Raw genomic sequence first — 25971 nt, 5'->3', positions numbered from 1 at the left:
TATGACAACAGTTAAATTAACTGGGATTGCAGCGAGCGATGGCATTGCTATCGCTCCTGTTTATCTTTTAACAGAACCAAACCTTTCTTTTGAAACAAAACGTATTGAAGATGCGGATGCAGAGGTTGCTCGTTTAGATGCTGCTTATGAGCAAGCGATTGTAGAAGTTTCAAAAATTAGAGATATTGCTAAAGAATCTTTAGGTGCGGAAGAAGCGCAAGTCTTTGAAGCGCACTTAATGGTTTTACAAGATCCTGAATTTACGGATCAAGTAAAAATGAAAATTAAAGATGAAAATGTGAATGCTGAAGCTGCGTTACATGAAGTTTCAACATTCTTTATTAACATGTTTGCTGGAATGGAAGACAATCCTTATATGCAAGAACGTGCAGCTGATATTAAAGATGTTAGCGAACGTGTCTTAGCTGCATTATTAGGCGTTAAATTACCAAGTCCTGCAACCATCGATGAGGAAGTCGTTGTGATTGCACACGACTTAACACCAAGTGATACAGCGCAATTAAACAAAGATTTTGTAAAAGCGTTCGTAACCAACATTGGTGGACGTACTTCTCACTCAGCAATTATGGCGCGTTCTTTAGAAATTCCAGCTATCGTTGGAACAAAATCAATTACTGAAACAGTAAAAGATGGCGATTTATTAATTGTTGATGCGTTAGAAGGCGTGGTATTGTTAAATCCAACAGAAGAAGAAATTAAAGAGTACCAAGCTAAAGCAGATGCTTATGCTGCCCAAAAAGCAGAATGGGAAAAATTAGTTTCAGCACCTTCTGTAACTAAAGATGGTCATCATGTTGAATTAGCAGCTAACATCGGAACACCAAAAGACGTTAAAGGTGTCTTAGAAAATGGAGCCGAAGGTGTTGGTTTATACCGTACTGAATTCTTATATATGGATTCACCAGACTTCCCAACCGAAGATGATCAATACGAAGCATATAAAACAGTATTAGAGTCAATGGACGGTAAGGGTGTTGTTGTTCGTACAATGGATATTGGTGGAGATAAAGAATTACCTTATTTAACTTTACCAGAAGAAATGAACCCATTCTTAGGTTACCGTGCAATTCGTATCTCATTAGACCGCACAGAAATGTTCAAAACACAATTACGTGCTTTATTAAGAGCATCTGTTCATGGTGATTTACGTATCATGTTCCCAATGATTGCAACGTTACAAGAATTCCGTGCCGCTAAAGCGATTTTAGATGAAACTAAAGCTGAGTTAGTAGCAGAAGGAGTAGAAGTTTCAGATTCAATCCAAGTAGGGATTATGATCGAAATTCCAGCGGCTGCTGTTTTAGCGCACCAATTTGCTAAAGAAGTAGACTTCTTCAGTATTGGTACAAATGACTTAATTCAATATACAATGGCTGCAGACCGTATGAATGAACAAGTTTCATACTTATACCAACCATATAATCCATCAATCTTGACGTTAATTAAACACGTTATCGATTCTTCACATAAAGAAGGTAAATGGACTGGTATGTGTGGGGAAATGGCCGGCGACCAAATCGCTGTTCCATTATTATTAGGTATGGGCTTAGATGAATTCTCTATGAGTGCTACCAGCGTATTAAAAACTCGTAGCTTAATTAGTAAATTAAACTTAACGGAAATGCAAGCACTAGCTGACAAAGCGATTAACGAATGTTCGACTGCTGAAGAAGTAGTAGAATTAGTTAATGCTGCGGTTGAAGCTGCTCAAAACAACTAATTTTTAATTAAATAACTAAGAGGTTAGGAGAAATTCACTGAATTTCATCTCAACCTCTTTTTTGCATTTTAAAGTACGAAAAAATCGGAAGTAATATCGAGGTGGTTTGAGGACAGTGAATGAATGTTTTGTGTCTCTTTGTCAAATGTTGTGGGGTATGAAAATTTCTCCATTCACCTATAGCTAAAAGTATAGAAACATTTTTTAATACGTATCGTTATCAAATTTTGCCAGAACAAAAACCGTGTTGATTTACCTGCCCTGTCTTCTACATTCTACTGGAATGTAGAAGTGCATAAACGAGTGGGCTATCATGTTCACTCTCACCATATAAAAAGGGAGTTGGCATAAACTTTTTAAATTCTGTTCAGGCATGTCTATTTAATTCAAAGCGCAGTGGTTGATTGGTCTCAACCTGCGTCTTAACGTAGTTGAGAACAAGCTTGATAAATTATGTCAAGTTAGTAAGTCTTAATCAAAAGCGCAGTGGTTGAGTGGCATCAAACTACGTCTTAACGTAGTTGAGAACAAGCTTGATAAATTATGTCAAGTTAGTAAGTCGTAATCAAAAGCGCAGTGGTTGAGTGGCATCAAACTACGTCTTAATGTGGTTGAGGATAAAGTTGACAAATTCAATCAAGTGATTGCTCGGTATTTAAAAGCGCAGTGGTTGAGTGGCCTCAAACTGCGTCTTTCGACTTGTTTGAGGCCTACTCAACTGTGCGGGGGTGTTCTTACGAAGTGAAAATTATTTGATTTTCTACTTCTGGTCCACTCCCAACTGTGCGGGGGTGTTCTTACGAAGCGAAAATTAATCAATTTTCTACTTCTGCTCCACTCCCAACTATGCGGGGGTAAGCCGACGAAGTGAAAATTATTTGATTTTCTAGTTCTGGTCTACTCCCATCTGGTCCAAAAGTCTGAATTTATACTAGATTAATGAGTTGTTCTTTCATTTTTAGTCAAAATTTTCTATAATAGAATTACCAAAGTGTAAAAATTATGGCGAGAGAGTGGTGACAATATGAACATCGGGCTATTTACAGATACTTATTTTCCTCAGGTCAGTGGGGTTTCGACCTCTATCAAATCATTAAGGGACGAATTGGTTAAAAGGGGACATTTCGTTATTATATTTACAACAACGGATCCTCATGCCGATGATGATGAAGATGGGACTATCGTGAGGTTGCCTAGTATTCCATTTGTAAGTTTTGAAGAGCGTCGTATTGCATATAGTGGTTTTGATAAGGCATTGAGGATGGCGCGTCGTTTTAAATTGGATGTAATTCATACCCATACAGAATTCTCTTTAGGTTTAACTGGATTATATGTGGCGGGAAGATTAAAAATTCCAGTCATTCATACGTATCATACTCTGTACGAAAAATATACGCATTATATTTTAGATGGCGAGTTGATTCAAGCCAAGCATGTTGGCACATTAACCCGATTGTTTTGTGAACAAGTAGAAGGGATTATCGCTCCCAGCACGATGACTTTTGAAAAATTGAGAGAGTATGGTATTCAAAATGAGATTCGCGTTATCCCAACTGGAGTTAAAATTCCCGAACCTAATAAAGAAAAAGTAGCGGAGTTAAAATCAAAGTTGGTAATCGCTTCAGATGAAAAAGTGTTTTTATCTTTATCACGTTTATCCAAAGAAAAAAGTATTGATAAAGTAATCGATGAATATGAGTTTATTGCTAAAGAATATCCTAATTCGCGGTTGTTAATTGTAGGCGACGGACCAGCGCGTGAGGAATTAGAAAATCAAGCTGCCGAGAAAACCGCTAGAATTGATTTTATTGGGGAGGTAAGTCATGACGAAGTACCCATTTATTATCAGTTATGTGACTTGTATTTAAATGCTTCTGAATCTGAAACGCAAGGTTTGACTTATTTAGAAGCTTTTGCCAATAGTTTACCGATTATCGCAAAACGCAATCCTTATTTAGAATCTTTAATGCCACAAGCGTGTTTTGGTCAATTATTTGATGATGAAGTGAGTTTATCGCAAACGGCCATTAACTTTTTAAAACAAATGGAACGTGGTGAAATTCAAACAATTGATACGAAAGCCTTATCGGCTATTTCGGTAGAAACTTTTGGTCAATCGGCAGAAGCGTTTTACGAATATGCGATCCAACATAAATGTCGCTCGCGCTTTAATATTCCGGATATTGTGATTCCACGAATTAAAAACTTAATCCGTGATGTTGTATTAGGCCCAGATAAGGAAAATGGTCAAGAATTTACAAATAACTAGCGAAAAATAATTGAAAATTCGCTTTGCTTTTTCTTGCAATTTGAACATATTTTGTTAACATAGTGTATGTGGAGTTTTGGGCTGATGTTATTTAGCCAATAAGCTGTTTACATATCTTTAACGAAGAAAGGAATGTTTCCATGAAACCTTCGGTATTAATAGGAATTATTCAACGATTAAATTCGATGATGGCATCAGAAAATAATGAAGAAGTTCGTCGTTTTGAAGTTGAAGGCGTTGAAAAGTGCATTGTAAAATATTCAAAAGAGAATGATTCTTTTGAAATGACGGATCGCGAAAATGATACAACTTATCAATTCGATGATATTGATTTAGTAGCAATTGAAATTTTTGAATTACTAGCTTAATTAAAGAGCATTTTTCGGGACTGGAAGATATTCTAGTTCCTTTTTTTATTACCATTTACTACTTTCTTAGGGCGCGGTTGTGCTATAATAAGAAATAACCAAGTCAATTATTAGAAGAACCAAGGAGGAAAGCATTTGGCTGAACAAACATACCAATGTATCGGGTGTGGCGCTACGATTCAAACTGAACAAGAAGAAGCAATCGGTTATTTACCTAATAGTGCCTTACAAAAAGGGATTGAAAAAGGTGAATTCTACTGTCAAAGATGTTTTCGCTTACGCAATTATAATGAATTACAAGATGTCGCCATCGATGATGATGTCTTTTTGGATAAATTAAATCAAATCGCGGAAGATGATGCCTTTGTTATTTATGTCGTTGATATTTTCGATATTGAAGGCAGCATCATTCATGGCTTATCTCGTTTTATTGGACGACAGCCATTTGTCGTATTAGCTAACAAAGTCGATTTATTACCAAAAGTAACCAATTTAAGAAAATTGAAGCATTGGGTTAAAGTGGTAATGAATCAAAACAATTTGTATCCTGAAGAGGTACTTTTAGCCAGTGCTACGAAGCAACATACTTTAGCGGAAGTTATTAAAGTGATTGAAGCGAATATTGATCATAAAAATGTTTATATCGTAGGGGTAACCAATGTTGGCAAGTCTACCTTAATTAATCAATTGATTAATCATTATGGTGGGGCTAAATCAATTGTCACAACTTCTAATCATCCTGGTACGACACTTGATATGATTGAAATACCATTAACAGATGATCACGCCATTGTTGACACACCAGGAATTGTACGACGCTCTCAACTTGCCCACTATTTATCACGTACAGAAATCAAGCAAGTGTTACCGACTAAACCATTAAAACCCAAAACTTATCAACTAAATCCAGAGCAAACCATTTTCTTAGGTGGCTTAATGCGTATGGACTTTAATGCTGGACCAAGAGCGGCCTTTACTTTTTATGTATCAAATGATGTCTATATTCACCGTACCAAACTATCAGAAGCTGACACCCTTTATCAGAAGCATCGCGGTGAATTACTAAGCCCACCAGGTCCTAATAGTATCGACAATTATCCACCATTAGTTGCCAAAAAAATTCATTTAGAAAAAAATCAAGACATTGCCTTATCGGGGTTAGGATGGTTAACAGTCAATCAGCCAGTTGATTTAACAATTTGGGCACCGAAAGCCGTTGCTTTAACCGTTCGCGAGTCAATTATTTAAAAGGAGAAAAAGATGTCACTTAATAAAGCACAGAAAAAATATTTAAAGAAAGAATCTCATGCAATAAAATCAATTTATCAAGTAGGTAAACTAGGTTTAACCGATAATTTTATTGAACAAATCGATTTAGCGATTGAGCGTCACGAACTAGTGAAATTTAATATTTTACAAAATTCTGATGAAACAATTAAAGAAGCTGCGGCTAAAGTAGCGGATGCCATTAATGCCGAAGTTGTTCAGACCGTTGGTCATACAGCGACACTTTACCGTGAATCAGAAACAGAAAAATATCGTGATTATTCCTTACAAATTTTAGAACTAGATTAATTTGAATTGAGGTGAAGTGGATGACGTTACAAACAGAGACAGAAACGGATTTAGAACGAGCACTAGCAGAAGCGATTGATTTTGTAGCAAACTCTCAAGAAGCTTTGCAGCCGAATCGCCAAGGACGTTACCGTATAGGGATTATGGGTGGGACTTTTAATCCACCTCACTTGGGACATTTATTAATGGCTGAACAAGTTGGTCATCAATTAGATTTGGATGAAGTGTGGTTTATGCCAACTGCTAAGCCACCACATGCACCAGGGAAAAAAACGATTGCTTCACAACATCGTCTGCAAATGGTACAAAAAGCTATTGTAGGCAATCCGATGTTTAAATTACAGCCGTATGAAGTAAATCGTGGTGGGAAAAATTACACCATTGATACGATGCGCCACTTTGTAGAAGAATATCCTGAAGCTGATTTTTACTTTATTATCGGCGGTGACAGCGCGAATGATTTATCAACATGGCGTGAAATTGATGAATTGATTCAACTCGTACAATTCGTGGCAGTCCGACGTCCAGGAGAAAAACCTTATATGGGACCGTATCCGATTTTATGGGTTGATTCGCCATTAGTAGATTTAAGTTCAACCGAAATTCGATTAAGAGTTTTCTTAGAACAATCTATCAAATATCAAGTACCGCCAGCAGTTGAAGAATACATTAAAAAGCATCGCTTATATCTGGAAGATTAAAGGTGAAAATATGGAATTTTCAAATGAATTAATAAATGTTACCCGTGAGCAATTACTAAGTGATTTAGCAACCAAAATCAAACCCAAACGTTATCAGCATGTATTACGCGTAGAAGCAACAGCAATCGAATTAGCCAAACAATATGGTGTGAACCCTGAAAAAGCCAGTATAGCCGCTCTAATGCATGATTATGCGAAGGATTATCCTGAAGAGGAAATGCTAGCATTAGCACAGAAACGTTGGGATGAACCGACATTAAAAGGAGCAAATGATAATGTTTGGCATGGCTTTGCAGCCGCTACAATCGCCAAAGAATTGTATCACATTGAAGATGAAGACATCTTAACGGCCATTTCGGCGCATACTATCGGTTGGGATGAAATGTCCCCATTAGTAAAAGTAGTATTTATTGCCGATTACATGGAGCCAGGTAGAGATTTTCCTGGTGTTAAAAAAGCTAGAAAATTGGCGTATAAAGATATAGATGCAGCGGTCACTTATAAAATGGTTGAAACAATCAAGCATTTAGCTGATGAAGAAGTTGCAATTTTTTTACCAACCATCGAATTTTATAATCAATGGATTTTAAGGAGAAATGTATGACAAAAACAAATTTAGAAAAACTAGAAGTAATTGTGCGTGCTGCCGATGATCGTATGGCACAAGATATTATGGCATTGGATGTCAGAGAAGTGACCCCCTTAGCTGATTATTTTGTGATTATGCACGCTAGAAATGAACGTCAAATGGATGCGGTAGTCGATTCCGTGTTAGAAGCTGCGGCCAAAAATGAGATTGAAGTAAAACAAGTTGAAGGTAAAGATGGAGGACGTTGGGTGTTAATCGATTTAATCGATATTATTGTCCATGTATTCTATTATTCTGAAAGAAGTCATTATAATTTAGAAAAAATTTGGCAAGACGCACCCCTAGTTGATATCTCGACTTGGGTGAGTGAGAATAATGAGCTTTAGTAAGATTGCCCGGGTTTATGACCGATTCAATGATATTTCCAGCTATGAAGATTGGCTTGATTTTACTTTAAATTCATTAAGTGAACAACCTCAAACAGCTTTAGACGTTGCCTGTGGGACCGGTTGGTTTCCTGTCATGTTACAAGCTTTTGTTGGCGAAATGACCGCAATTGATATTGATGAAGAGATGTTAAAGATTGCCAAAAAAGAAGACCCTCATTCACAAATTATCTATCGACAAGCGGATATGTTAGCCTTAGAAGATTATGCTAATCAGTATGATTTAGTCACTTGTTTTGCTGACTCGCTTTGTTTTTTGGACAATGAGACCCAAGTAACAACTGCAATTCAACAAATGTTCAATGCGCTTAAATCTGGAGGAACTTTGCTTTTTGATGTCTGGACCCCATATCAAGTAACCAGCGGTTTTAAAGATTTCAGCTATTTTGATAGCGATGAAAAAGGGGCTATCATGTGGGATAGTGAGGTCGATGAACAGCACTTACAAGTGGAACATTACTTAACGGTGTTTGATCAAATGTCCTCAGATGGGCTTTATCAACGGTTTGATACTGTCTTGACCGAAAAGACTTATCCACTTGATTTTTATCAAAGTATTTTAGCGAAATTACCCACTCAATCGATAGAAGTATTAGTTGATTTTGGCGAGGATGAATATCGACCAAAACGCCATTCAACTACGGAACGTTGGTTCTTTAGAGTGGTAAAAAAATGAAAATAGTCGGGTTAATTGCAGAATATAATCCTTTACACAAAGGTCATCAATATCAATTGAAGCAGATTAGACAATGCAGTCAATGCGATGTATTAGTGGTCGTGATGAGTGGGAATGTCGTTCAAAGAGGTCAATTTGCTATTCTAGATAAATGGCAACGCGCACAAATCGCCATCGACAGTGGGGCTGATTTTGTCTTTGAGTTACCACTTTTAGCCAGTTTACAATCGGCAGATTATTTTGCCAAAGTTGGCATTGAATTATTAGCCTTATTAAATTGCAGTGAAGTGTATTTTGGTAGTGAACAAGCTGATATTAAGACGTTGACTCAATTTGTCGAAACGGTTGAAACTCACCAAGAGGCTTTAGATAGAGAAATAAAAGCGGCTTTGAAAACCGGTCTATCTTATGCAGCAAGCTATCAACAAGCCATCGTATCTGTTCTTGGTGAACCTCATTTTGATAGTAGTTTGCCCAATCATCAGCTGGGTATTCAATATATTAAAGCCAATCGACAGCTGAAACACCCGATGATATTACAAACGATTAAGCGTATAAAAAATGAAGATGGTTTATACAGTGCTACCAGTATTCGTGTGAAAATCACTCAAGGACAATTAGAGGCAGCTGAAGTACCATTATCTACGTGGCAAGCAATCCAAACGAATGAACCGGTGTCGATGAATGATTATTGGCCATTATTGAAATATCAATTAACGACTCATAATGCTGAAAGTTTAAAGCATATTTTTGGCATTAAAGAAGGCTTTGAAATAGCGATTTTAAATCAATTACGCTGGGCTATGAGCTGGGATGACTTCGTTAATCGCTTGACGTCGAAGAGATGGACAGCTGCTTCAGTGAATCGAATCTTAATTGCAGTGTTAGGCAATATTACTGATCAACAATGGCAAGATTATAAAACGATTTATGCCAAACAACCCGTTGTCAGGTTATTAGCTTTTCGCGAGCATCATAGTCACTATTTAAAAGATTTGCGTCAACAAAGCGTGGAGATTATAGCTAATTGGAAAAAAGATTACGCTGATCGTTATCATTTACAATGGCGTATCGATCAAGTATATCAGCTAAATCCGATAAAAAGCCTTCAAGAACAGAATTTAACGCAATATCCGATAAAAAGATAAATTAAAAAATATAAGAGAGAATTGACAGTATAGCTAAAAATAGGGTATAATACATACTGTCGTTTTAGAGGTGATAATATGAAATGGACAATTCGAAAGTTACGTGATAGTAGAGATGAATTGGTACCAATCGAAGTCGATTTGGATATCAAAGAACAAGCAATTTCACGAGATGATTCAATTATTCATTTAGAACCCGTTCACGTATCAGGTTATTTTGTTGTTCGAGAACCAGATATTATATTACACTGTAATGCGGATGTAGTTATTACATTACCATCAACGCGCAGTTTAAAACCTGTGGAAGTGGATTTAACCTTCCCAATTAAGGAACGTTACGTCTATCCTGAGGATGATGTAAATGCAGACGATTATGAGGAGACAACTATCGTTCTTGAACACGATTATATCGACCTCGAACAGGCTGTACTGGAGACTCTATTATTAAGTTTACCGCAACGAGTGGTAGGACCTGATGAAGTTGAAGAGGATTTACCGAAAGGTAATCACTGGGCAGTCTTGACCGAAGATGAATACCACCAGCAACAAGACGAAGCTAAGCCGGAAATTGATCCACGCCTAGCAAAGTTGCAATCCCTATTAAACGAAGACAATGAAACTGAGTAAACTCAGTCACTATCAGGAGGTGTAAAACATGGCAGTACCAAAACGTAAAACATCAAAAGCATCAAAAAGAAAACGTCGTACACACTTTAAATTAGAAGTTCCAGGAATGAACACATGTCCGGAATGTGGTGAATTAAAATTAAGTCACCGTGTATGTCCATCATGTGGTTTCTACGATGGCAAAGACACAGCAAAAGATGCTGAATAATTAAAAATATAGAGTTAGGATGACGATTTCCTAGCTCTTTTTTTTATTCAAAAATAAGTTAAGCTCCTAAATGATTATCAAGCATTTGTAGAAAAAGAAGAGTAGTAGCGACAGTAAGTGATGAATTGATACTTTTAGATATGTGGAAATATGTTACACTAGAAAGTGGATTAATTTGAAAAGGAAGTGAAGTATGTCATTACGAAGTAAAGGAATTATCGCCATTTTATTATCAGCATTAGGATTTTCATTAATGAACTTATTTATTCCATTAGCAGGTGATATTCCGACCATTCAAAAAAGTTTTTTTAGAAATTTAATAGCAATGATTGTCGCAATCATTGTTTTATTCAATGAACATAAGAAGGTACCTATTAAAGAACTTAAAAATCCCAAATCAATTCCTTGGGGAACGCTGATTCTAAGAGCGTTTATTGGGACTGTCGGTTTATGGTGTAATTTTTATGCGATGGATCATCTTATGATTTCTGATGCATCAGTATTAAACAAATTATCGCCATTCGCAACCTTAATCTTCTCATTTTTGTTTTTAAAGGAACCGATGAAGAAATTCCATTTGGTAGTGCTGGCTTTTGCTTTTACGGGCGTATTATTTGTCGTAAAACCAACGTTAGCATCGACCGCGATGTTCCCTTATCTAATCGGTATTTTAGGTGGGGTTAGTGCCGGTGCGGCTTATACTTGTGTTAGAAAACTGAATTCCATGGGTGTTACCCCGGCATTTATTATTGCCTTTTTCTCGGCTTTTTCCACGATTATCAGTTTACCACAGCTCATTTTTAATTATGCACCGATGAGTGGACAACAAATTTTAATTTTGGTAACTGTTGGTTTAATGGCAACCGTGGGTCAATTTGGTATTACATTTGCCTATAAATTTGCTCCGGCTTCTGAAATATCGGTTTTTGATTACACGAATATTATTTTCACTGGTTTATGGGGCTTTATATTTTTAAAACAAGTGCCTGATCGTTATAGTTTATTAGGTTATGCCATCATTATGTTGGCGGGTATCTTATCATTCCAATATAATCGTTACTTGTTAAATAAAATGAAAAAAGAGGGGTAGGCAAGAAATAGACAATTACGTGATTTCCGATACGTCTGTTCACCTCCGCACAGTTTGGGAGTGTACCAGAAGAAGAAAATCGAATGATTGCGCTTCGTCTGTTACCCCGCACAGTTGGGAGTGGACCAGAAGTAGAAAATCAAATAATTTTCACTTTGTCTGTCCACCCCCGCACAGTTGAGTAGGCCTCAAACATGTCGAAAGACGCAGTTTGAGGCCACTCAACCACTGCGCTTTTAATGTGCGCCCAGCATGGGCGTTAACTTGGCGGTTCAAGTCCGCTACTTCTAACGCATGTGAGACTGTAATGACTAAAGTCAAACAGTCTCAGCAAGGCTTTGCAGTAGGAACTGTTAGCTAAGGGCAAGGGTGTCGGTACCCTATCCTTAATTTCTAAGTGCTAAAGCACTAAGAATTAAGGTCGTCGTGAGGCGGAATCTGAAGGAAGCCTAAGGCAAACTCCTGCACCGACGAACAGAAACTTGATAGAAGGTCTAATCATAAGGGTGAGCTTGCATTACAAAGTAAAGCCCAATACTGCACGGATTATGGTTGGATAAATCAAGCGGTGACATGGGAGGGAAGTTAACGCACCTTACCTGGGGAGGTCTCATGAGAGATAAGCGTATCTTAGTAACAACGAATCATGAGAAGTCAGCAGAGGTCATAGTAGGTTGTCTACCAACTGAAGGACTGAACAATAATGAACATTGGAAAGAAAGAGAGGTAGTGAAGATGAAGAAGGCAGAAAACAAGCAAAAGCTTGGCAAGATGCAAAGGGATAAGACGGAATCGAAAGAGTATGCATCTGCGCAGAGTCAATCACTAGGAGAAGCTTTGGACCAATGGCGTCACTATCCGATAATGTCGAGGGTGGTAGAAAGAAATAACCTGAGACGCGCATGTGATAGAGTCAGAAGAAATGGCGGAAGCCCGGGTGTGGATGGGATGACTGTTGAAGAAGTGGAAAGTCATATCTTCAACTATTATGTTCCTTTGTGTAAGAAATTATTCGAAGGCACCTACCGTCCTCAGCCAGTAAAACGGGTTGAAATACCTAAACCGAATGGAGGTGTCCGTAAACTAGGCATACCCGTTGTAAGGGATAGAGTGATACAACAAGCGATTAAGCAGGTTATTGAACCGTCAATCGACAAGACCTTTAGCCCTTACAGTTATGGGTTTAGACCAAATCGCAATGCTCATCAAGCAAGAAAACAATGTGCCAAGTATTATGAAGAAGGCTACCGATATGTCGTGGATTGCGATTTAAAACAGTACTTTGATACGATTAACCATGACAAGCTGATGTATCTTCTGAAACAACACATTGACGATAAATCAATATTAAGATTGATTAACCGATTCTTGCAAGCTGGCGTCATTGAACTAAACGGAAACTTCCAGAAGACAGGAAAAGGCGCCCCGCAAGGAGGCGTTCTGTCGCCATTACTCAGTAACATCTATTTACATGAGTTAGATAAAGAACTAACGAAACGTGGACACCGATTCGTCCGCTATGCCGATGATTTTGTCATCTTTACGAAAAGTAAACGAGCAGGCGAACGAATTCTACAGAGCATCAGTCGATTTCTATCAAAAGAATTGAAATTGGTTGTGAATACAGAAAAAAGTAAAGTAGGTAGTCCTTACCGTTTAAAGTTCTTGAGTTGTCTGATAATGAAAGCGAATGGAGGCTGTCGATACCGACCGACTAAAGAAGCAGTGAAGCAATTCAAAGCGAAACTTAGACAAGTCACGAGTCGGAAAACACCGAAAACCTTTCAAATGTTGGTAAAGGAAATCAACCAAGTAGCCAGAGGGTGGATACAATACCATGGAAGAGGCTATATTAAAGGCACTATCCGAGCCATTGAATCCTGGTTACATCGCAGAATCAGACAACTAATACTCAAACGATGGAAACGACCAAGAACGAAGATAAAAGAACTCATGAAGAGAGGACTAACACTCGATGAGTCCAAACGTATCGCCTATTCAAGAAAGAAATATTGGCGATTGTCCTGTACTTGGGAAGTTCATCAAGCCATACCAACGGAAAAACTCTACCAATGGGGTCTTTTGAATATGACCCAATTGGCAGAGCAAGTGTACTTACATTATTGAACCGCCGTATACGAGAACCGTACGTACGGTGGTGTGAGAGGTCGACTAATCAACTAATGATTAGTCTCCTACTCGATTATCGATCACTAATCTGAGTGAATTGGTCAAGATTATTCTCAACCTCATTAAGACGCAGGTTGAGGCCACTCAACCACTGCGCTATAAATAAACAGTTGGAACCAAACGATTTTTTTAAGTGTTAGCCAACTACAATTAACATTTAAAAAGAGACTGGGAGAAAAAATGATTATTTCTTTCAAGTCTCTTTTATATTTTATGCTGTTTCGACAGTTAAGTGCAAGCTATCGCGCCCGATATTTAAAGTAACATCATTTAAAGCATACTTATTAGTTAGAGCATTGTTTGTCAAATCGGTGGCGATTGTTCCGTTAATATTGTTCGTCAAGCTTTAAAAAAAACTTCTCCAGGGGATTGGGTCTCAACAATAAATAGCCTATTTCTTGTGGGTCCACACAAAAGGTTGTAGAGCCTAAAAAAGAACTGCCATCCCTACCATTGGGATGACAGTTATGCAAGGCCGAATAGTTTTAATCAGTCTTTCTTTTAGCAATAAGCGATAACTTTGGTTTATTTAAATCATTTAAGTAATCTAACTCAATTAGGAAATCTAGATGTGATAAAATATTTTGCGCTTTAAACGACCCTTCTAATAACACACCACGTTCACCAAGTCTGTGTTCAAACATCACTAAAGCAGGTGTGCACTCGACATTCATATCACGAGCGATTTGTTGATCTTTTTGCAATAAATGTTTGACATAATCAGATTCCAAATCATCGACAAAGGTTTGCGTGTCTAGGCCAATCTCTTCAGCCAAATCTAAAATAAATTCATCTGAAAATCTTTCTAACTGCCCGACAATTCGTGACTGCATTTCCATTAGGAAACGGCGGCCCTTCTTTTTGCCTTGCATTGAAGCGGCTTTATAAGCTAATGAGGCTAGATAAACACTACGATAAATATGGTTACGTGAAGTCAAATCGGTAGACGGTATTCCTAAACGATTCATAAATTCTGTTACAATACTTTGATTGTGGAAACATAAAATGTGGACGTCGGTTTTAGCAGAAATTAAGTCTATTGTTTTGGTTAATTCTCGTTCACAGTTAAAACATTGGCGTCCTAATGGATTGACAAATAAGTAAAATTCAAAAACTTTAGGAATCCCATTCGTTCTGTATTCAATTTGATATTCAGATTTCACAGTAATTCCTCCCTCTAATCTCTCTAGTAATGTTATCTTACCAAAACTAAATTTCTAATACCAATCATAAGCTTTAATGATCATTTGATTGTTTTAGATAATGCAAAGCTCGAGCAATCTTCTTATCTGCTGGCCGAAAATCGATTGCTAAGGCGGTGAGTAAGTTTTCAAATGCTACTTTTGCTGGTTCTAAGTCATGGGTTTCTAATTCAATTTCATAGTCGACGGTATCACCATAATAAGTTCGGTCAATAGCCCATTCGCCGTATTCGTTTTGGTAAAGATAACGGTCTGTTTTTATTTTTTTGATTGTCAAATTAAGCTAGAATTTTTACCTAACACATAATACGTTTGCTTTTTTTCTAATTGATAATTAAAATGGTTGTTCGAAAGTTCAAGTATAAATTAGCCACTGACTTTAAGGTTTCCACAACGTCAGATTTGTGGCAAGTGTAGTGAGTCAGATTGATGCATTAAATCGTTAGAGCTTGACTTGGATGCTCCGGTATGATACTCGCGAATAGCGAGTTGGGGAAAGGGTTTGGGTAGAAGACCCAAAAAGCATCCCCAAATCATCATGCCGGGCTAGGCACCAAGTCAAGCTCTAACAATCAGGTGCCTTACGCAATGGATTCACTGTCTTAACAAACACATTGTGTGCATTAGAAAGCATCTATCCATCCAAGTTCCTTACAACAATCGATAAAAACTTCAATTGGCGTTCGATAACCTAATGATTTTCGTGGAATTTCATTGCGGAAATGAGCTGTTTGGCTGAGTATTTCCTGCGATATATCGGTAAAATCCATCCCCTTAGATAACCCATCTCTTCGAAGTAGTCCATTAGAGTGTTCATTTAAGCCGCGTTGTGACGGACAACCGGGATCAGCAAAGTAAATATTGATGTCATTGACATTTGAAATGGCTTGCCAATCAGAAAATTCTTTTCCACAATCAAACGTAATGGATTTAAATAAATTTCTCGGTAAATAAGCAAACCAGTTATCACAAGCGATTCGCACATCACTTGCTTTGCGACTGTTAATTTTTATCGGGATGATGAGTTTACTGATTCTTTCGACCAGTGTTAGGACTGCACTCTTATGGTCTTTTCCGACAATAGTGTCACCTTCTAGATGTCCAAATTCTTTCTCATATTGTGGATTTTCTTTTTGACGATCTTCGATGGTGCGTCTAAAGTGTTGTTTACCTCTTTTTTCCTGATACCCATTAGGTTTTCTCTTACCTTTCATCGGTAAAGTTGAGGGATCAAAGAGTTCCGAGTCTTTAAAACGACGATAAAGTGTTCGAGCTGTACATCCTAATGGGAGTTCATTCCGACCAATGATGACGTCAGGAGACCACCCCTGGTCCACTTTTTTCTTAATATATGTGATTTGTTTAGTGTTAAAGACCTTCTTTTTGGCACCACAGCGTGATTTATTCTCTTTATATTGATCGTAGTATTCCTGAATATTACCACTATTTTTAAGAAAATTAACGACGTTATAAATGGTTTGGATGGCCCGATTTAATTTTTTAGCGATATCCGTTACTTTTTTACCGCTATCGTAATAATTTTCTATCCAAATCAATTCTTTCATGGTAAGATGTGTATAAGCCATTTGTATGTACTCCTTCCTTAGCATGTGATTTTATGTTTAGGATACCATACAAATGGCCTATTTATTTTTCTAGCTTAATTTTACTATCCAAGTTTGTAAAAAAAGTTCCAAAGTGTCATCGTCCTTAAATAAATAACGCAATTGATCCTTTATGACGGGGTCATGAAGTTGGTCAAGGGTTATTGTTTGAGGGACGGGCACGATAGGATAGCTATGACTTTCAGTTAACTCAAGTGAACGATGTTGGTCTTGTTGTTGTTTAAAGGTCCATTCGCTATGAGTATTAAAATTCCGTAATCTTAAGGTAGCCTGCGCTTTTTTGAGTTTTTGATCAGCTGAATCATAGTAATTATTATGTTGGGTTTGATATTGATCAAAAGCCAGTTCAAAATGACTTAATAGTTTTGTGAATTCATTAGCGGTTAACTTGGCTTTTATTTCTTGTTCAATTGAATAACTCATGATATCCCTCTTTCTTTAGTCCGTTTTTGATTATATCAAATTTTTCTCGCATATCCCAATAAATTTTACTCAAGTTGTGGTAAAATGGAAATGTTAGTGCGACCAATTTCAAATGAGGTGATTGACGATGCAAGTAGAAGATAATTTTATTGAAGATTGGAAACAATTTTTAGCGCCGTATAATCAAGCGGTAGAAGAATTGAAGCTAAAATTAAAAAATATTCGCGATGAATATAAAGATAACCATCGCCATACACCTATCGAATTTGTAACTGGACGGGTAAAGTCAAAAGAGAGTATTTTAGAAAAGATGGCTATCCGTAATATTGAACCAGAAGACTTATTAATTGGTGTTCAAGATATTGCGGGTATTCGGATTATGTGCCAGTTTGTTGAAGATATCTATGAGGTCGCTCATCTATTGAAAAATCGGCAAGATTTTAAAGTGTTATTAGTCCGTGATTATATCAAGAATCGGAAAGCGAGTGGTTATCGTTCTTATCATATGGTAGTCGAGTACCCGGTTCAACGAGCAAATGAAACCGTTAATGTCATTGTTGAAATTCAAATCCGTACATTGGCGATGAATTTTTGGGCAACAATTGAACATTCTCTAAATTATAAATATCGAGGAGAATACCCAGAAGAAATCCTTAGAAGATTGGAAAGAGCATCGGAAGCTGCTTTTATGTTAGATGAAGAAATGTCTGAGATTAGAGATGAAATTAGGGAAGCTATTCGTATCTTTGATCGCAAATAGGAGGCCGACAAGATGTCAATTCGTGTTTATATTTATGCAAGTAAAAAAGAAGAATCACAGTCGATTAAAGCAAAATTATTAAAACTATTAGCAAAAGCGAATATTGCAGTGGTCGATGAAGAACAAGCATTCGATTATATTATTACAATCGGAGGCGATGGCACCTTATTATCCGCCTTTCAACGTTTACAAAATCGTGTAGATTCGATACAGTTTATTGGGATTCACACCGGCCATTTAGGTTTCTATGCTGATTGGCAATCATATGAAATTGAAGCTCTGGTCGAAGGTTTGTTAGATTGTGTGGATAAACCACCGGTGACCTATCCATTGTTAGAGATTACCATGGAAGATACCATTGGCAATAAAAGTAAATTCTTGGCATTAAATGAATGTTCGATTCGTTCAAATTTTGGCACGATGGTCAGTGATATTTATGTTAAAGAAGAATTTTTTGAAACACTTCGCGGGGATGGCTTGTGTATCGCGACACCGACCGGATCCACTGGTCTTAATAAATCATTAGGTGGAGCTGTGATTCATCCGCGTTTAGATGCGTTACAATTAACAGAGATTGCGTCATTAAATAATCGTGTTTACCGTTCATTAGGTTCTCCGATGATTATTGCCAAAGATGAATGGTTAAAGATTTATCCTACCATTCATGGCAAAGAAACGACCTTTATGTTAATGTTTGATAATAAGTATATTAGTGATATTGAGATTCAATCATTAGTTTTAAAAATTTCTGAAAGCCGGATACGCTTTGCTAATATCCGTCATACCCATTTTTGGAATCGAGTGGAAGCATCTTTTATTGGCTTAAAACAAAAACAAAACAATATCAATCAAATCAATAATCTATTAAAATAATAGGAGCAATGATATGAAACAATTTTATTCTCTATTTTTGACCAGTATGGTTGCAATATCAACTTTAGCAGGTTGTTCCACCACAGATAAGGAAGTCACAACAACGACTGAAGCATCAACGACTGCTGAGGAGACTACCATCCAAGAAACAACCGTTGAAACATCCGAAGAGACCGTGACCGACACGTCAGTACAATCAAGTGAAGAACAAGTTGAAAATTCAAATGAAGCGTCAACGACTGCTAATAATGACAATGAAAGTAATGTCATCGCAGAGGAAGATTTAATCGATGGTGAAGTCGTTATTGATGATAATCTCCAATTTTTAGCAATGGAACCAGCAGAAAAAGCGGCACGATATGCTGAATACGATCATATCAATAAAAATACTTTAACTGAAGTGGCGGCACTTGATCTTTCACAGGTTAAAGAGGTTGCTAGCGGAGAAGAGTATAATGAATTAATGGAAAAAAGCATGGATGAAGCAGTCGTGTTATATTTAGGTTTCGATGAATGTCCTTATTGTCGTGCTTTTATACCGAAATTAAACCATTTAGCAAAAGAATTGGATGTGACTTTACATTATTACAATACCAATCGTCGAGTAGAGGATCTTAATTTTAATGATGTCATTCAGTTTTTAAATATCGAAACAGTCCCGCATGCTTTTATTTTGCAACAGGGCGAAATTAAAGCGCGTATCAATCACCAAAATACTATGCAGGAGATGGAAGACTTCTTAAGACAAGTAGTAGAGTTAAATAAATAAGATGGAATTTAAATTTATTAGTGAATTAACGGAACCCATGCAGATTAAGTATTTTTTGCATCATTTAGAATTACCACGTGGCTTTACGACCGCGGTAAAATTTAATGGGGAAATATTATTAAATGATCAACCAGTTTCAGTTAGGGCGATGATTAATCCTGGTGATGAGCTAATCCTGGTCGCACCGGATGAAAAAGGACATGATACGGTCATTCCATCATTTGAGCCAATCGAGATTGTATATGAAGATCGAGATTTATTAGTTGTCAATAAACCAGCTGATGTGGTCTCGATTCCATCGATTAAGGATCCTGATTCGGCGATGGCCAATCGTATCAAAGGTTATTATGTTGCTCAAGATTATCATGATCAAGTCATTCATATCGTGACGCGATTAGACCGTGACACGACGGGACTGATGTTAATCGCTAAGCATCGATTAGCTCACGCCTTGATGGATCGGCAAATACAAAATGGTCAAATACAGAAATTTTACCAGGCATTAACGACAAAGACCAACTGGCAGAATGTGCATGGAATCATTGATGCGCCAATCGCCAGAAATGATCAATCGTTAATTACGCGAGTCGTTGATCCTAGCGGTAAGAGTGCTCAAACGGAGTACTGGGTTCAAGAACAATTTCCACACAGTTCTTTATTAAAATTACAATTACATACCGGACGGACTCATCAAATTCGTGTTCATTTAACCCATGTAGGTGGTCCCTTAATTGGAGACGACTTATATGGCGGTCCTTTAACTAAAATACTGGACCGTCAAGCGTTACATTGTGCAGAATTGCAATTTTTCCAACCTTTTACAGGAAAACCACTTAAAATTCAACAACCATTGCCGGATGATATGCGCCAATGGATCATTAAAGAAACAACGTTTAAGATAGAAAATCAGTAAACATCATTATGGAGGGATAATATGGAAGTGTTTGAAAGAAACTTCGAAGAAAACGTAGAAGTCATCAAACAATTACTAAATAATAATCGTATGACACGTTTTCGTGCAGAATTTTTGGCAATGCATAAATACGATCAAGCTAAAATATTTGAGCAAATATCACCAGAAGAACGTGATAAAGTTTATCAATACCTTTCACCATCAGAATTAGCAAGCATCTTTGATGCTTTTGAAGTTGATGAAGTCCCGATTGATGATTATTTCCATGAAATGAATGACAACTATGCGGCCAGTGTATTAGCTGAAATGTATGCCGATAACGCCGTTGACTTCTTAAACCATTTAAAAGACTTAAAAAAAGTCAAAGTTTACATGCAATTAATGAAACCAGAAAGTGCTCGTGAAATTAGTCAATTGATCAATTATTTACCAGAAACAGCGGGTTCCATTATGACAACCGAGTTTGTTTGGATTGATGAAAATCTGACATTAAGAGAAGCTTACGAGTATTTAAAAACGGTAGCGGTACAAGCCGAAACCATTTATTATGTTTATGTGTTGGATGAGCATGAACGTTTGACTGGGGTTATTTCACTTCGTGATTTAATCATTAATGAAGATAGTCGTTTAGTTAAAGACGTCATGAATACCCGCGTGATTTCGGTGCAAGTAAGTGATGACCAAGTCGAAGTCGCTAAAATGGTTCAAGACTATGACTTACTAGCTTTACCTGTTGTGGGCTTTGACCATGAACTCTTAGGGATTATTACAGTCGATGATATCTTGGATATTATTCAAGATGAAGCGGACAGTGACTACTCTGGTTTAGCTGCGGTTGATGTTAATGTTGACCACGAAACACCTTGGTCTGCCGCTAAAAGCCGTTTGCCGTGGTTAATTACCTTATTATTCTTAGGAATGGGGACCGCTACGTTAATTAGTCAGTATGAAGACTTAATTGAGTCTGCTAGTGTATTATCAGCATTCGTGACTTTAATTACCGGTACTGCGGGGAATGCCGGAACTCAATCATTAGCGGTCGCTGTGCGTAAGTTGACGAATAAAACAGAAGAAGATACCAAAAATAATTTAATGTTTGAAATTTTAACTGGTTTAATTAAAGGTATTATTGTTGGTGCTACCATTGCGGTTGTAGCAGGAATATGGAAGCGGAATATTATTTTAGGTTGTATTATTGGTATATCGATGGCTTGTGCAATCTTTGTTGCGAATTTAGCCGGCGCGTTAATTCCGAAACTAATGAATAAAATTGGCTTTGATCCAGCGGTTGCCAGTGGACCGTTCATCTCAACGCTTAGTGACTTAACTTCCGTGTTTATTTATTTTACAATTGCATCAGCTTTTATGAATTATTTACGTTAAATACAAGATTTTTATTAAGAGTGGACAATGAGGCATGGCAAATGAAACAGCAATCAGTCGATTGTCAACCATTCGCTCATTCCCTTGCTGACTCTTATTTTTTAAATTAAAGGAGGGTAATCCATGAAGAAAACCGCAAAAGTATTAGGAGCTAGTACCATGATGGCCGGCGTGTTACCACATTTATATTTCTTAGGTAAACATCATAACAGAAAGGCGACCAAAGGGGTTCAAATTATTACCAGTAATCAAGTAGCGACGAATCAGACGGAATATTTTTTATTAGCGAACGGTAATTTTCCTTTATTTACTAAAGTGTATCATGTTGAAAAACCTAAAGCTGTTGTTCAACTGGTCCACGGTGCGATGGAACATCAAGAACGCTATGCAAATTTGATAAAAAAATTAACTCAACAAGGTTTTGCCGTAGTGGCTAATGACCATCGTGGCCATGGGCGTTCGGTAACGGATAAATATCCTAAAGGGTTTATGAATGGTACTCAAGAACTCTTAAATGATTTAGTACTAGTGACCGATTTTATTAATCAATTGTATCCTGAAGTACCAGTCTATATGTTTGGGCATTCGATGGGCTCAATGCTAGCTAGAGCTTATTTATTGGAAAATGATCAGCGGATTGACAAGTTAATTTTGACAGGTGTACCGCCTTATAATCCAATGGTTGGTGCTGGTATTACGTTGGCAAAACTAATTGGCTTTTATCGTGGCGAAAAAGCTTCAAGTTCAATCCTGAATGTATTACCTAAGGAACTCGATTGGATTGCTTATAACCAGCAACATTTACAAACGATTGCAAATGATCCTTTAGGAATGGAACAATTTACCAATGGTGGTAATTTAACGATGTTTGAGTTGAATCGTCTCTTAAATTATCCGAAGAAGTTTAAAGCGAAACACTCAGATTTGCCAATTCTAGTATTAAATGGAGCCGACGATACGCTCATTACCGGCGGCTCAGACGGGATTGATGATTCTGCACGCCGTCTAACGAAAGCAGGATACCGTCATTTAGTATTAAAACAATATCCGAATATGAAGCATGAAATCATTCATGAAAAAGATGCCGATACTGTGTTTGAAGATATACTTTCGTTTTATCGAAAAACGAATTGATTGATGTAAGGAGTAAGATAACGGATGAAACAAACAATTAATTATTTAGAAGACTTATTAGCAATTCCTTCACCAACAGGTTATACCAATGAAGTAGTGGATTATTTAGCCAAGACAGTCACAGAATTAGGCTATGACTTTCGACGAACACCAAAAGGGAACTTAATCGTGACGGTTGAGGGACAAAATACCCAAGAGCATCGTACAATAACGGCACATGTTGATACTTTAGGAGCCATTGTACGTGCGGTTAAACCGGATGGACGTTTGAAACTAGATAAAATAGGTGGCTTCCCTTGGAATATGATAGAAGGAGAAAATTGCATCGTTCATATGGCCAGTAACCAACAAACAGTCAGTGGCACTATTTTAATTCATCAAACAAGTACCCATGTTTACCGTGATGCCGGAACAGCCGAACGTACCCAAGATAATATGGAAGTGCGTCTCGATGCAAAAGTGACGAATGAAGCAGAAACACGAGCTCTAGGAATTGAAGTTGGCGACTTTGTTTCTTTTGATCCACGGACCATTATTACGGAAGAGGGCTTTGTTAAGTCACGCTTCTTGGACGATAAAGTCTCAGCTGCTATTTTATTAAAACTGTTAAAAGTTTATGCAGACGATAAAATTGTTTTACCTCATACGACCCATTTTATGTTCAGTGTCTTTGAAGAAGTAGGACATGGTGCCAACAGTAGCATTGATTCTAAGACCGTTGAGTTTTTAGCGGTTGATATGGGAGCGATGGGAGATGATCAACAAACTGATGAGTATACCGTTTCAATTTGTGTTAAAGATGCTTCTGGCCCTTACCATTATAATTTCCGTCAACATTTAGTAGCCTTAGCCAAAGCCCAAGAAATCCCATACAAATTAGATATTTATCCTTATTATGGTAGCGATGCTTCGGCGGCCATGCGTGCAGGAACGGATATTAAACATGCCTTATTAGGTGCGGGAATTGAATCGAGTCATTCGTATGAAAGAACGCATATGGATTCGATTGTAGCAACCGAAAAATTAGTGGATGCGTATCTGAGAAGTGAGTTAGTTAAATAAGAGCTGTTGCTCTTAAAGTGAGATAATGACTTAGTGCCCCTTGCTCTGAGAAATCACTAATCCGTTGTCCTTATCAGCATTTTAGTTAAATAAGGGCTGTGCTTTTTTTAAAATAAGCTAGCTAAAATAAGTAAATGCCTTGAGCAGTGAAATTTAATAAAAAAATTACGAATTGTAATCAGCCAATATAATAATAGATAATGAACAGTTAAAAATGCTTTAGTTTGTGAAATGCAATAATCTTGATTATTGATAATCATTCTAATATGCAATTTTTAACTGTTTTTTGGCAATTATTGCACAAAAGGAATTAAGAAATAACGCAATCCAATTGAAAAGTTTGTGAAAACCCAGACTATTTAATTTTAAATTCAAAATAATACTCATTAGTGAAATCTAAAGAAAAGGATTTCAAGTATTGATATAACAATATTTCTAGTGCTTAATTAATAAAAATGTTTAATAACAAATAAGCTTTTTTTTTGTGAAATATGTGGTATGATAAACAATGTAATCATATCATTGTGTGTAAAAAATAGGAGGTATATGATGAAAGTAGTAGTTATTGGATGTACTCACGCAGGTACAGCAGCAGTAAAAACAATCTTAAATGAAAACCCAGGTGCTGAGGTTGTTATTTATGAACGTAATGATAATGTATCATTCTTATCTTGTGGAATTGCATTATACATTGGTGGCGTTGTTAAAGACCCTCAAGGATTATTCTATTCAAATCCTGAAGAATTAAAATCTTTAGGTGCGGATGTAAACATGGAACATGATGTAACAAATGTTGACTTAGATGCTAAAAAATTAAATGTTAAAAATTTAAAATCTGGAGAAGAATTTGAAACAACATTCGATAAATTAGTGTTAACAACTGGTTCATGGCCAATTTTACCTCCATTCACAGGCTTCGATTTAGAAAATGTTTTATTATGTAAAAATTATCGTCAAGCACAAGAAATCTTTACTCGTAAAACAGACGCTAAAAAAGTAGTCGTTATCGGTGGTGGTTATATTGGTATCGAATTAGTAGAAGCATTTGCTTTAGAAGGTAAAGAAGTTACTTTAATCGACGGTTTAGATCGTATCTTAAATAAATATTTAGATGCTGAGTTTACTGATATTTTAGAACAAGACTTACGTGATCGTAATGTAAATGTTCAATTAAACCAAATGGTTAAAGGATTCGAAGGAGAAAATGGTAAAGTTACTAAAGTTATTACCGACAGCGCTGAATACGATGCAGACATGGTAATTGTGTGTGTTGGTTTCCGTCCAAATACAGATTTAGTAAAAGACCAATTAGAAACATTACCAAATGGTGCTATTATTGTAGATAACTACATGAAAACTTCTCATCCTGATGTATTTGCTGCAGGTGACTCTACAGCTGTTAACTATAACCCAAATGGTGGACATGCATACATTCCATTAGCAACTAATGCTGTACGTATGGGATCATTAGTAGGTAAAAACATTAACGGCGATAAAGTTGCTTACCGTGGAACTCAATCTACTTCAGGATTACATTTATTCGGATGGAACATTGGTTCAACAGGGGTAAACGAAGGTTCAGCAAAACATTTTGGTTTAGAAACTCGTTCAGTGTATGTTGAAGATAACTACCGTCCAGAATTTATGCCAACTAACGAAAAATTATACATGAAATTAGTATATGAAGTAGGAACTGGCCGTATCGTCGGTGGACAAATCATGTCTAAATACGACTGTACAGCATCAGCTAACACATTATCATTAGCAATCCAAAACAAAATGACTATCGAAGACTTGGCTTATGTTGACTTCTTCTTCCAACCAGTATTCGACCGTCCTTGGAACTACTTAAACATCTTAGCTCAAGCAGCAGTAGAACAAGAACGTAAATTAGCAGAAGAAAACTAATCTAACTCATTAAAATAATTATTAGACTAGGTAGAACGATTGAATGTCTGCCTAGTCTTTTTATATTGACTGATAATAAGTATCGTGAAGAAAAACAAACTAATCATACTAGATTATATAGATTCTACTCATTCTGGCGGAACTAGCTGAGCGAGAGGCTGGGAATAAAGTTGATAAATTTAGTCAAAATTATTGTTCGTTAATTAATAGCGGAGTGGTTGAGTGGCCTCAACCTGCGTCTTAAATAGGTAAGGCATAAATTTGATAAATTCAATCAAGTGATTGTTCGCT

At 36.9% G+C, this 25971-nt stretch carries 27 protein-coding genes; 22 read left to right on the top strand and 5 right to left on the bottom strand.

Annotation, left to right across the window (positions count from 1 at the left end; translation table 11 throughout):
• Position 1 precedes the first annotated feature (1 nt).
• From ptsP to ltrA, 14 genes are all read left to right on the top strand, one after another.
• Positions 2–1741: a phosphoenolpyruvate--protein phosphotransferase gene (ptsP, locus tag CYJ72_RS04460; protein WP_101813337.1), complete on the top strand. Its 1740-nt coding sequence runs from the start codon at positions 2–4 to the stop codon at positions 1739–1741.
• Between the two features lie 1024 nt (positions 1742–2765).
• Positions 2766–4010 (top strand): glycosyltransferase family 4 protein, encoded by a 1245-nt coding sequence (locus CYJ72_RS04455; RefSeq protein WP_284630715.1) that lies wholly within the window; start codon positions 2766–2768, stop codon positions 4008–4010.
• Between the two features lie 140 nt (positions 4011–4150).
• Positions 4151–4378 (top strand): YkuJ family protein, encoded by a 228-nt coding sequence (locus CYJ72_RS04450; protein ID WP_066125153.1) that lies wholly within the window; start codon positions 4151–4153, stop codon positions 4376–4378.
• Between the two features lie 135 nt (positions 4379–4513).
• Positions 4514–5626 (top strand): ribosome biogenesis GTPase YqeH, encoded by a 1113-nt coding sequence (gene yqeH / locus CYJ72_RS04445; RefSeq protein WP_284630712.1) that lies wholly within the window; start codon positions 4514–4516, stop codon positions 5624–5626.
• Positions 5627–5638: 12 nt separating this feature from the next.
• On the top strand, positions 5639–5953 hold the full coding sequence (gene yhbY / locus CYJ72_RS04440; RefSeq protein ID WP_078754947.1) for a ribosome assembly RNA-binding protein YhbY: 315 nt from the start codon (positions 5639–5641) through the stop codon (positions 5951–5953).
• 20 nt (positions 5954–5973) lie between these two features.
• Positions 5974–6654 (top strand): nicotinate-nucleotide adenylyltransferase, encoded by a 681-nt coding sequence (locus CYJ72_RS04435; protein ID WP_284630709.1) that lies wholly within the window; start codon positions 5974–5976, stop codon positions 6652–6654.
• Between the two features lie 10 nt (positions 6655–6664).
• The gene (gene yqeK / locus CYJ72_RS04430; protein WP_284630707.1) at positions 6665–7258 is read left to right on the top strand and encodes a bis(5'-nucleosyl)-tetraphosphatase (symmetrical) YqeK; all 594 of its coding nucleotides are present in this window, start codon (positions 6665–6667) and stop codon (positions 7256–7258) included.
• Positions 7255–7629, top strand: coding sequence for a ribosome silencing factor (gene rsfS / locus CYJ72_RS04425; RefSeq protein WP_284630705.1), 375 nt, complete (start codon positions 7255–7257; stop codon positions 7627–7629). The genes yqeK and rsfS overlap by 4 nt, the downstream gene beginning before the upstream one ends.
• Complete coding sequence (locus tag CYJ72_RS04420; protein WP_284630703.1) at positions 7619–8365, top strand: class I SAM-dependent methyltransferase; 747 nt, start codon at positions 7619–7621, stop codon at positions 8363–8365. Before rsfS ends, CYJ72_RS04420 begins: the two co-directional genes overlap by 11 nt.
• Positions 8362–9513, top strand: a complete 1152-nt coding sequence (locus tag CYJ72_RS04415) for a tRNA(Met) cytidine acetate ligase (protein ID WP_284630702.1) — start codon at positions 8362–8364, stop codon at positions 9511–9513. The genes CYJ72_RS04420 and CYJ72_RS04415 overlap by 4 nt, the downstream gene beginning before the upstream one ends.
• A 78-nt stretch (positions 9514–9591) precedes the next feature.
• A complete protein-coding gene (locus CYJ72_RS04410; RefSeq protein WP_078754941.1) occupies positions 9592–10140 on the top strand; it encodes a YceD family protein in 549 nt (182 codons plus the stop codon).
• Positions 10141–10168: 28 nt separating this feature from the next.
• The gene (rpmF, locus tag CYJ72_RS04405; protein ID WP_066125169.1) at positions 10169–10348 is read left to right on the top strand and encodes a 50S ribosomal protein L32; all 180 of its coding nucleotides are present in this window, start codon (positions 10169–10171) and stop codon (positions 10346–10348) included.
• 193 nt (positions 10349–10541) lie between these two features.
• The gene (locus CYJ72_RS04400) at positions 10542–11438 is read left to right on the top strand and encodes a DMT family transporter (RefSeq protein WP_284630700.1); all 897 of its coding nucleotides are present in this window, start codon (positions 10542–10544) and stop codon (positions 11436–11438) included.
• A 612-nt stretch (positions 11439–12050) separates the two neighbouring features.
• A complete protein-coding gene (ltrA, locus tag CYJ72_RS04395) occupies positions 12051–13565 on the top strand; it encodes a group II intron reverse transcriptase/maturase (protein WP_284630698.1) in 1515 nt (504 codons plus the stop codon).
• 274 nt (positions 13566–13839) lie between these two features.
• Here ltrA and CYJ72_RS04390 read toward each other — a convergent pair whose 3' ends face one another.
• From CYJ72_RS04390 to CYJ72_RS04370, 5 genes are all read right to left on the bottom strand, one after another.
• Positions 13840–13971, bottom strand: coding sequence for a hypothetical protein (locus tag CYJ72_RS04390; RefSeq protein WP_284630696.1), 132 nt, complete (start codon positions 13969–13971; stop codon positions 13840–13842).
• A 142-nt stretch (positions 13972–14113) separates the two neighbouring features.
• The gene (locus CYJ72_RS04385; protein ID WP_180764845.1) at positions 14114–14791 is read right to left on the bottom strand and encodes a DsbA family protein; all 678 of its coding nucleotides are present in this window, start codon (positions 14789–14791) and stop codon (positions 14114–14116) included.
• 73 nt (positions 14792–14864) lie between these two features.
• Positions 14865–15107, bottom strand: a complete 243-nt coding sequence (locus CYJ72_RS04380; RefSeq protein WP_284630694.1) for a CYTH domain-containing protein — start codon at positions 15105–15107, stop codon at positions 14865–14867.
• Positions 15108–15453: 346 nt separating this feature from the next.
• A complete protein-coding gene (locus CYJ72_RS04375; protein ID WP_101975427.1) occupies positions 15454–16416 on the bottom strand; it encodes an IS30 family transposase in 963 nt (320 codons plus the stop codon).
• A 69-nt stretch (positions 16417–16485) separates the two neighbouring features.
• Positions 16486–16878 (bottom strand): CYTH domain-containing protein, encoded by a 393-nt coding sequence (locus CYJ72_RS04370; RefSeq protein ID WP_284630692.1) that lies wholly within the window; start codon positions 16876–16878, stop codon positions 16486–16488.
• 127 nt (positions 16879–17005) lie between these two features.
• On the opposite strand from CYJ72_RS04370, the gene CYJ72_RS04365 reads away from it, so the two are divergent.
• The 8 genes from CYJ72_RS04365 to CYJ72_RS04330 all read left to right on the top strand — a co-directional run bounded on the left by CYJ72_RS04365 (position 17006) and on the right by CYJ72_RS04330 (position 25680).
• The gene (locus tag CYJ72_RS04365) at positions 17006–17638 is read left to right on the top strand and encodes a GTP pyrophosphokinase (protein WP_066125177.1); all 633 of its coding nucleotides are present in this window, start codon (positions 17006–17008) and stop codon (positions 17636–17638) included.
• 12 nt (positions 17639–17650) lie between these two features.
• A complete protein-coding gene (locus CYJ72_RS04360; protein WP_348651913.1) occupies positions 17651–18511 on the top strand; it encodes an NAD kinase in 861 nt (286 codons plus the stop codon).
• Positions 18512–18524: 13 nt separating this feature from the next.
• On the top strand, positions 18525–19280 hold the full coding sequence (locus CYJ72_RS04355; protein WP_284630689.1) for a thioredoxin family protein: 756 nt from the start codon (positions 18525–18527) through the stop codon (positions 19278–19280).
• Position 19281: 1 nt separating this feature from the next.
• Entirely contained in the window at positions 19282–20193 is a 912-nt protein-coding gene (locus tag CYJ72_RS04350; protein ID WP_101813881.1) for an RluA family pseudouridine synthase, read from the top strand.
• A gap of 21 nt (positions 20194–20214) precedes the next feature.
• The gene (mgtE, locus tag CYJ72_RS04345) at positions 20215–21576 is read left to right on the top strand and encodes a magnesium transporter (protein WP_101813882.1); all 1362 of its coding nucleotides are present in this window, start codon (positions 20215–20217) and stop codon (positions 21574–21576) included.
• A 123-nt stretch (positions 21577–21699) separates the two neighbouring features.
• Entirely contained in the window at positions 21700–22710 is a 1011-nt protein-coding gene (locus CYJ72_RS04340; protein WP_101813883.1) for an alpha/beta fold hydrolase, read from the top strand.
• A gap of 24 nt (positions 22711–22734) precedes the next feature.
• Positions 22735–23772 (top strand): M42 family metallopeptidase, encoded by a 1038-nt coding sequence (locus tag CYJ72_RS04335; protein ID WP_101813884.1) that lies wholly within the window; start codon positions 22735–22737, stop codon positions 23770–23772.
• Between the two features lie 549 nt (positions 23773–24321).
• A complete protein-coding gene (locus tag CYJ72_RS04330; RefSeq protein ID WP_071408026.1) occupies positions 24322–25680 on the top strand; it encodes an FAD-dependent oxidoreductase in 1359 nt (452 codons plus the stop codon).
• Positions 25681–25971 lie beyond the last annotated feature (291 nt).

The organism is Globicatella sanguinis (assembly GCF_002847845.2).
GTDB classification, from domain to species: domain Bacteria; phylum Bacillota; class Bacilli; order Lactobacillales; family Aerococcaceae; genus Globicatella; species Globicatella sanguinis.
This window is presented reverse-complemented; position numbering and strand designations above follow the sequence as displayed.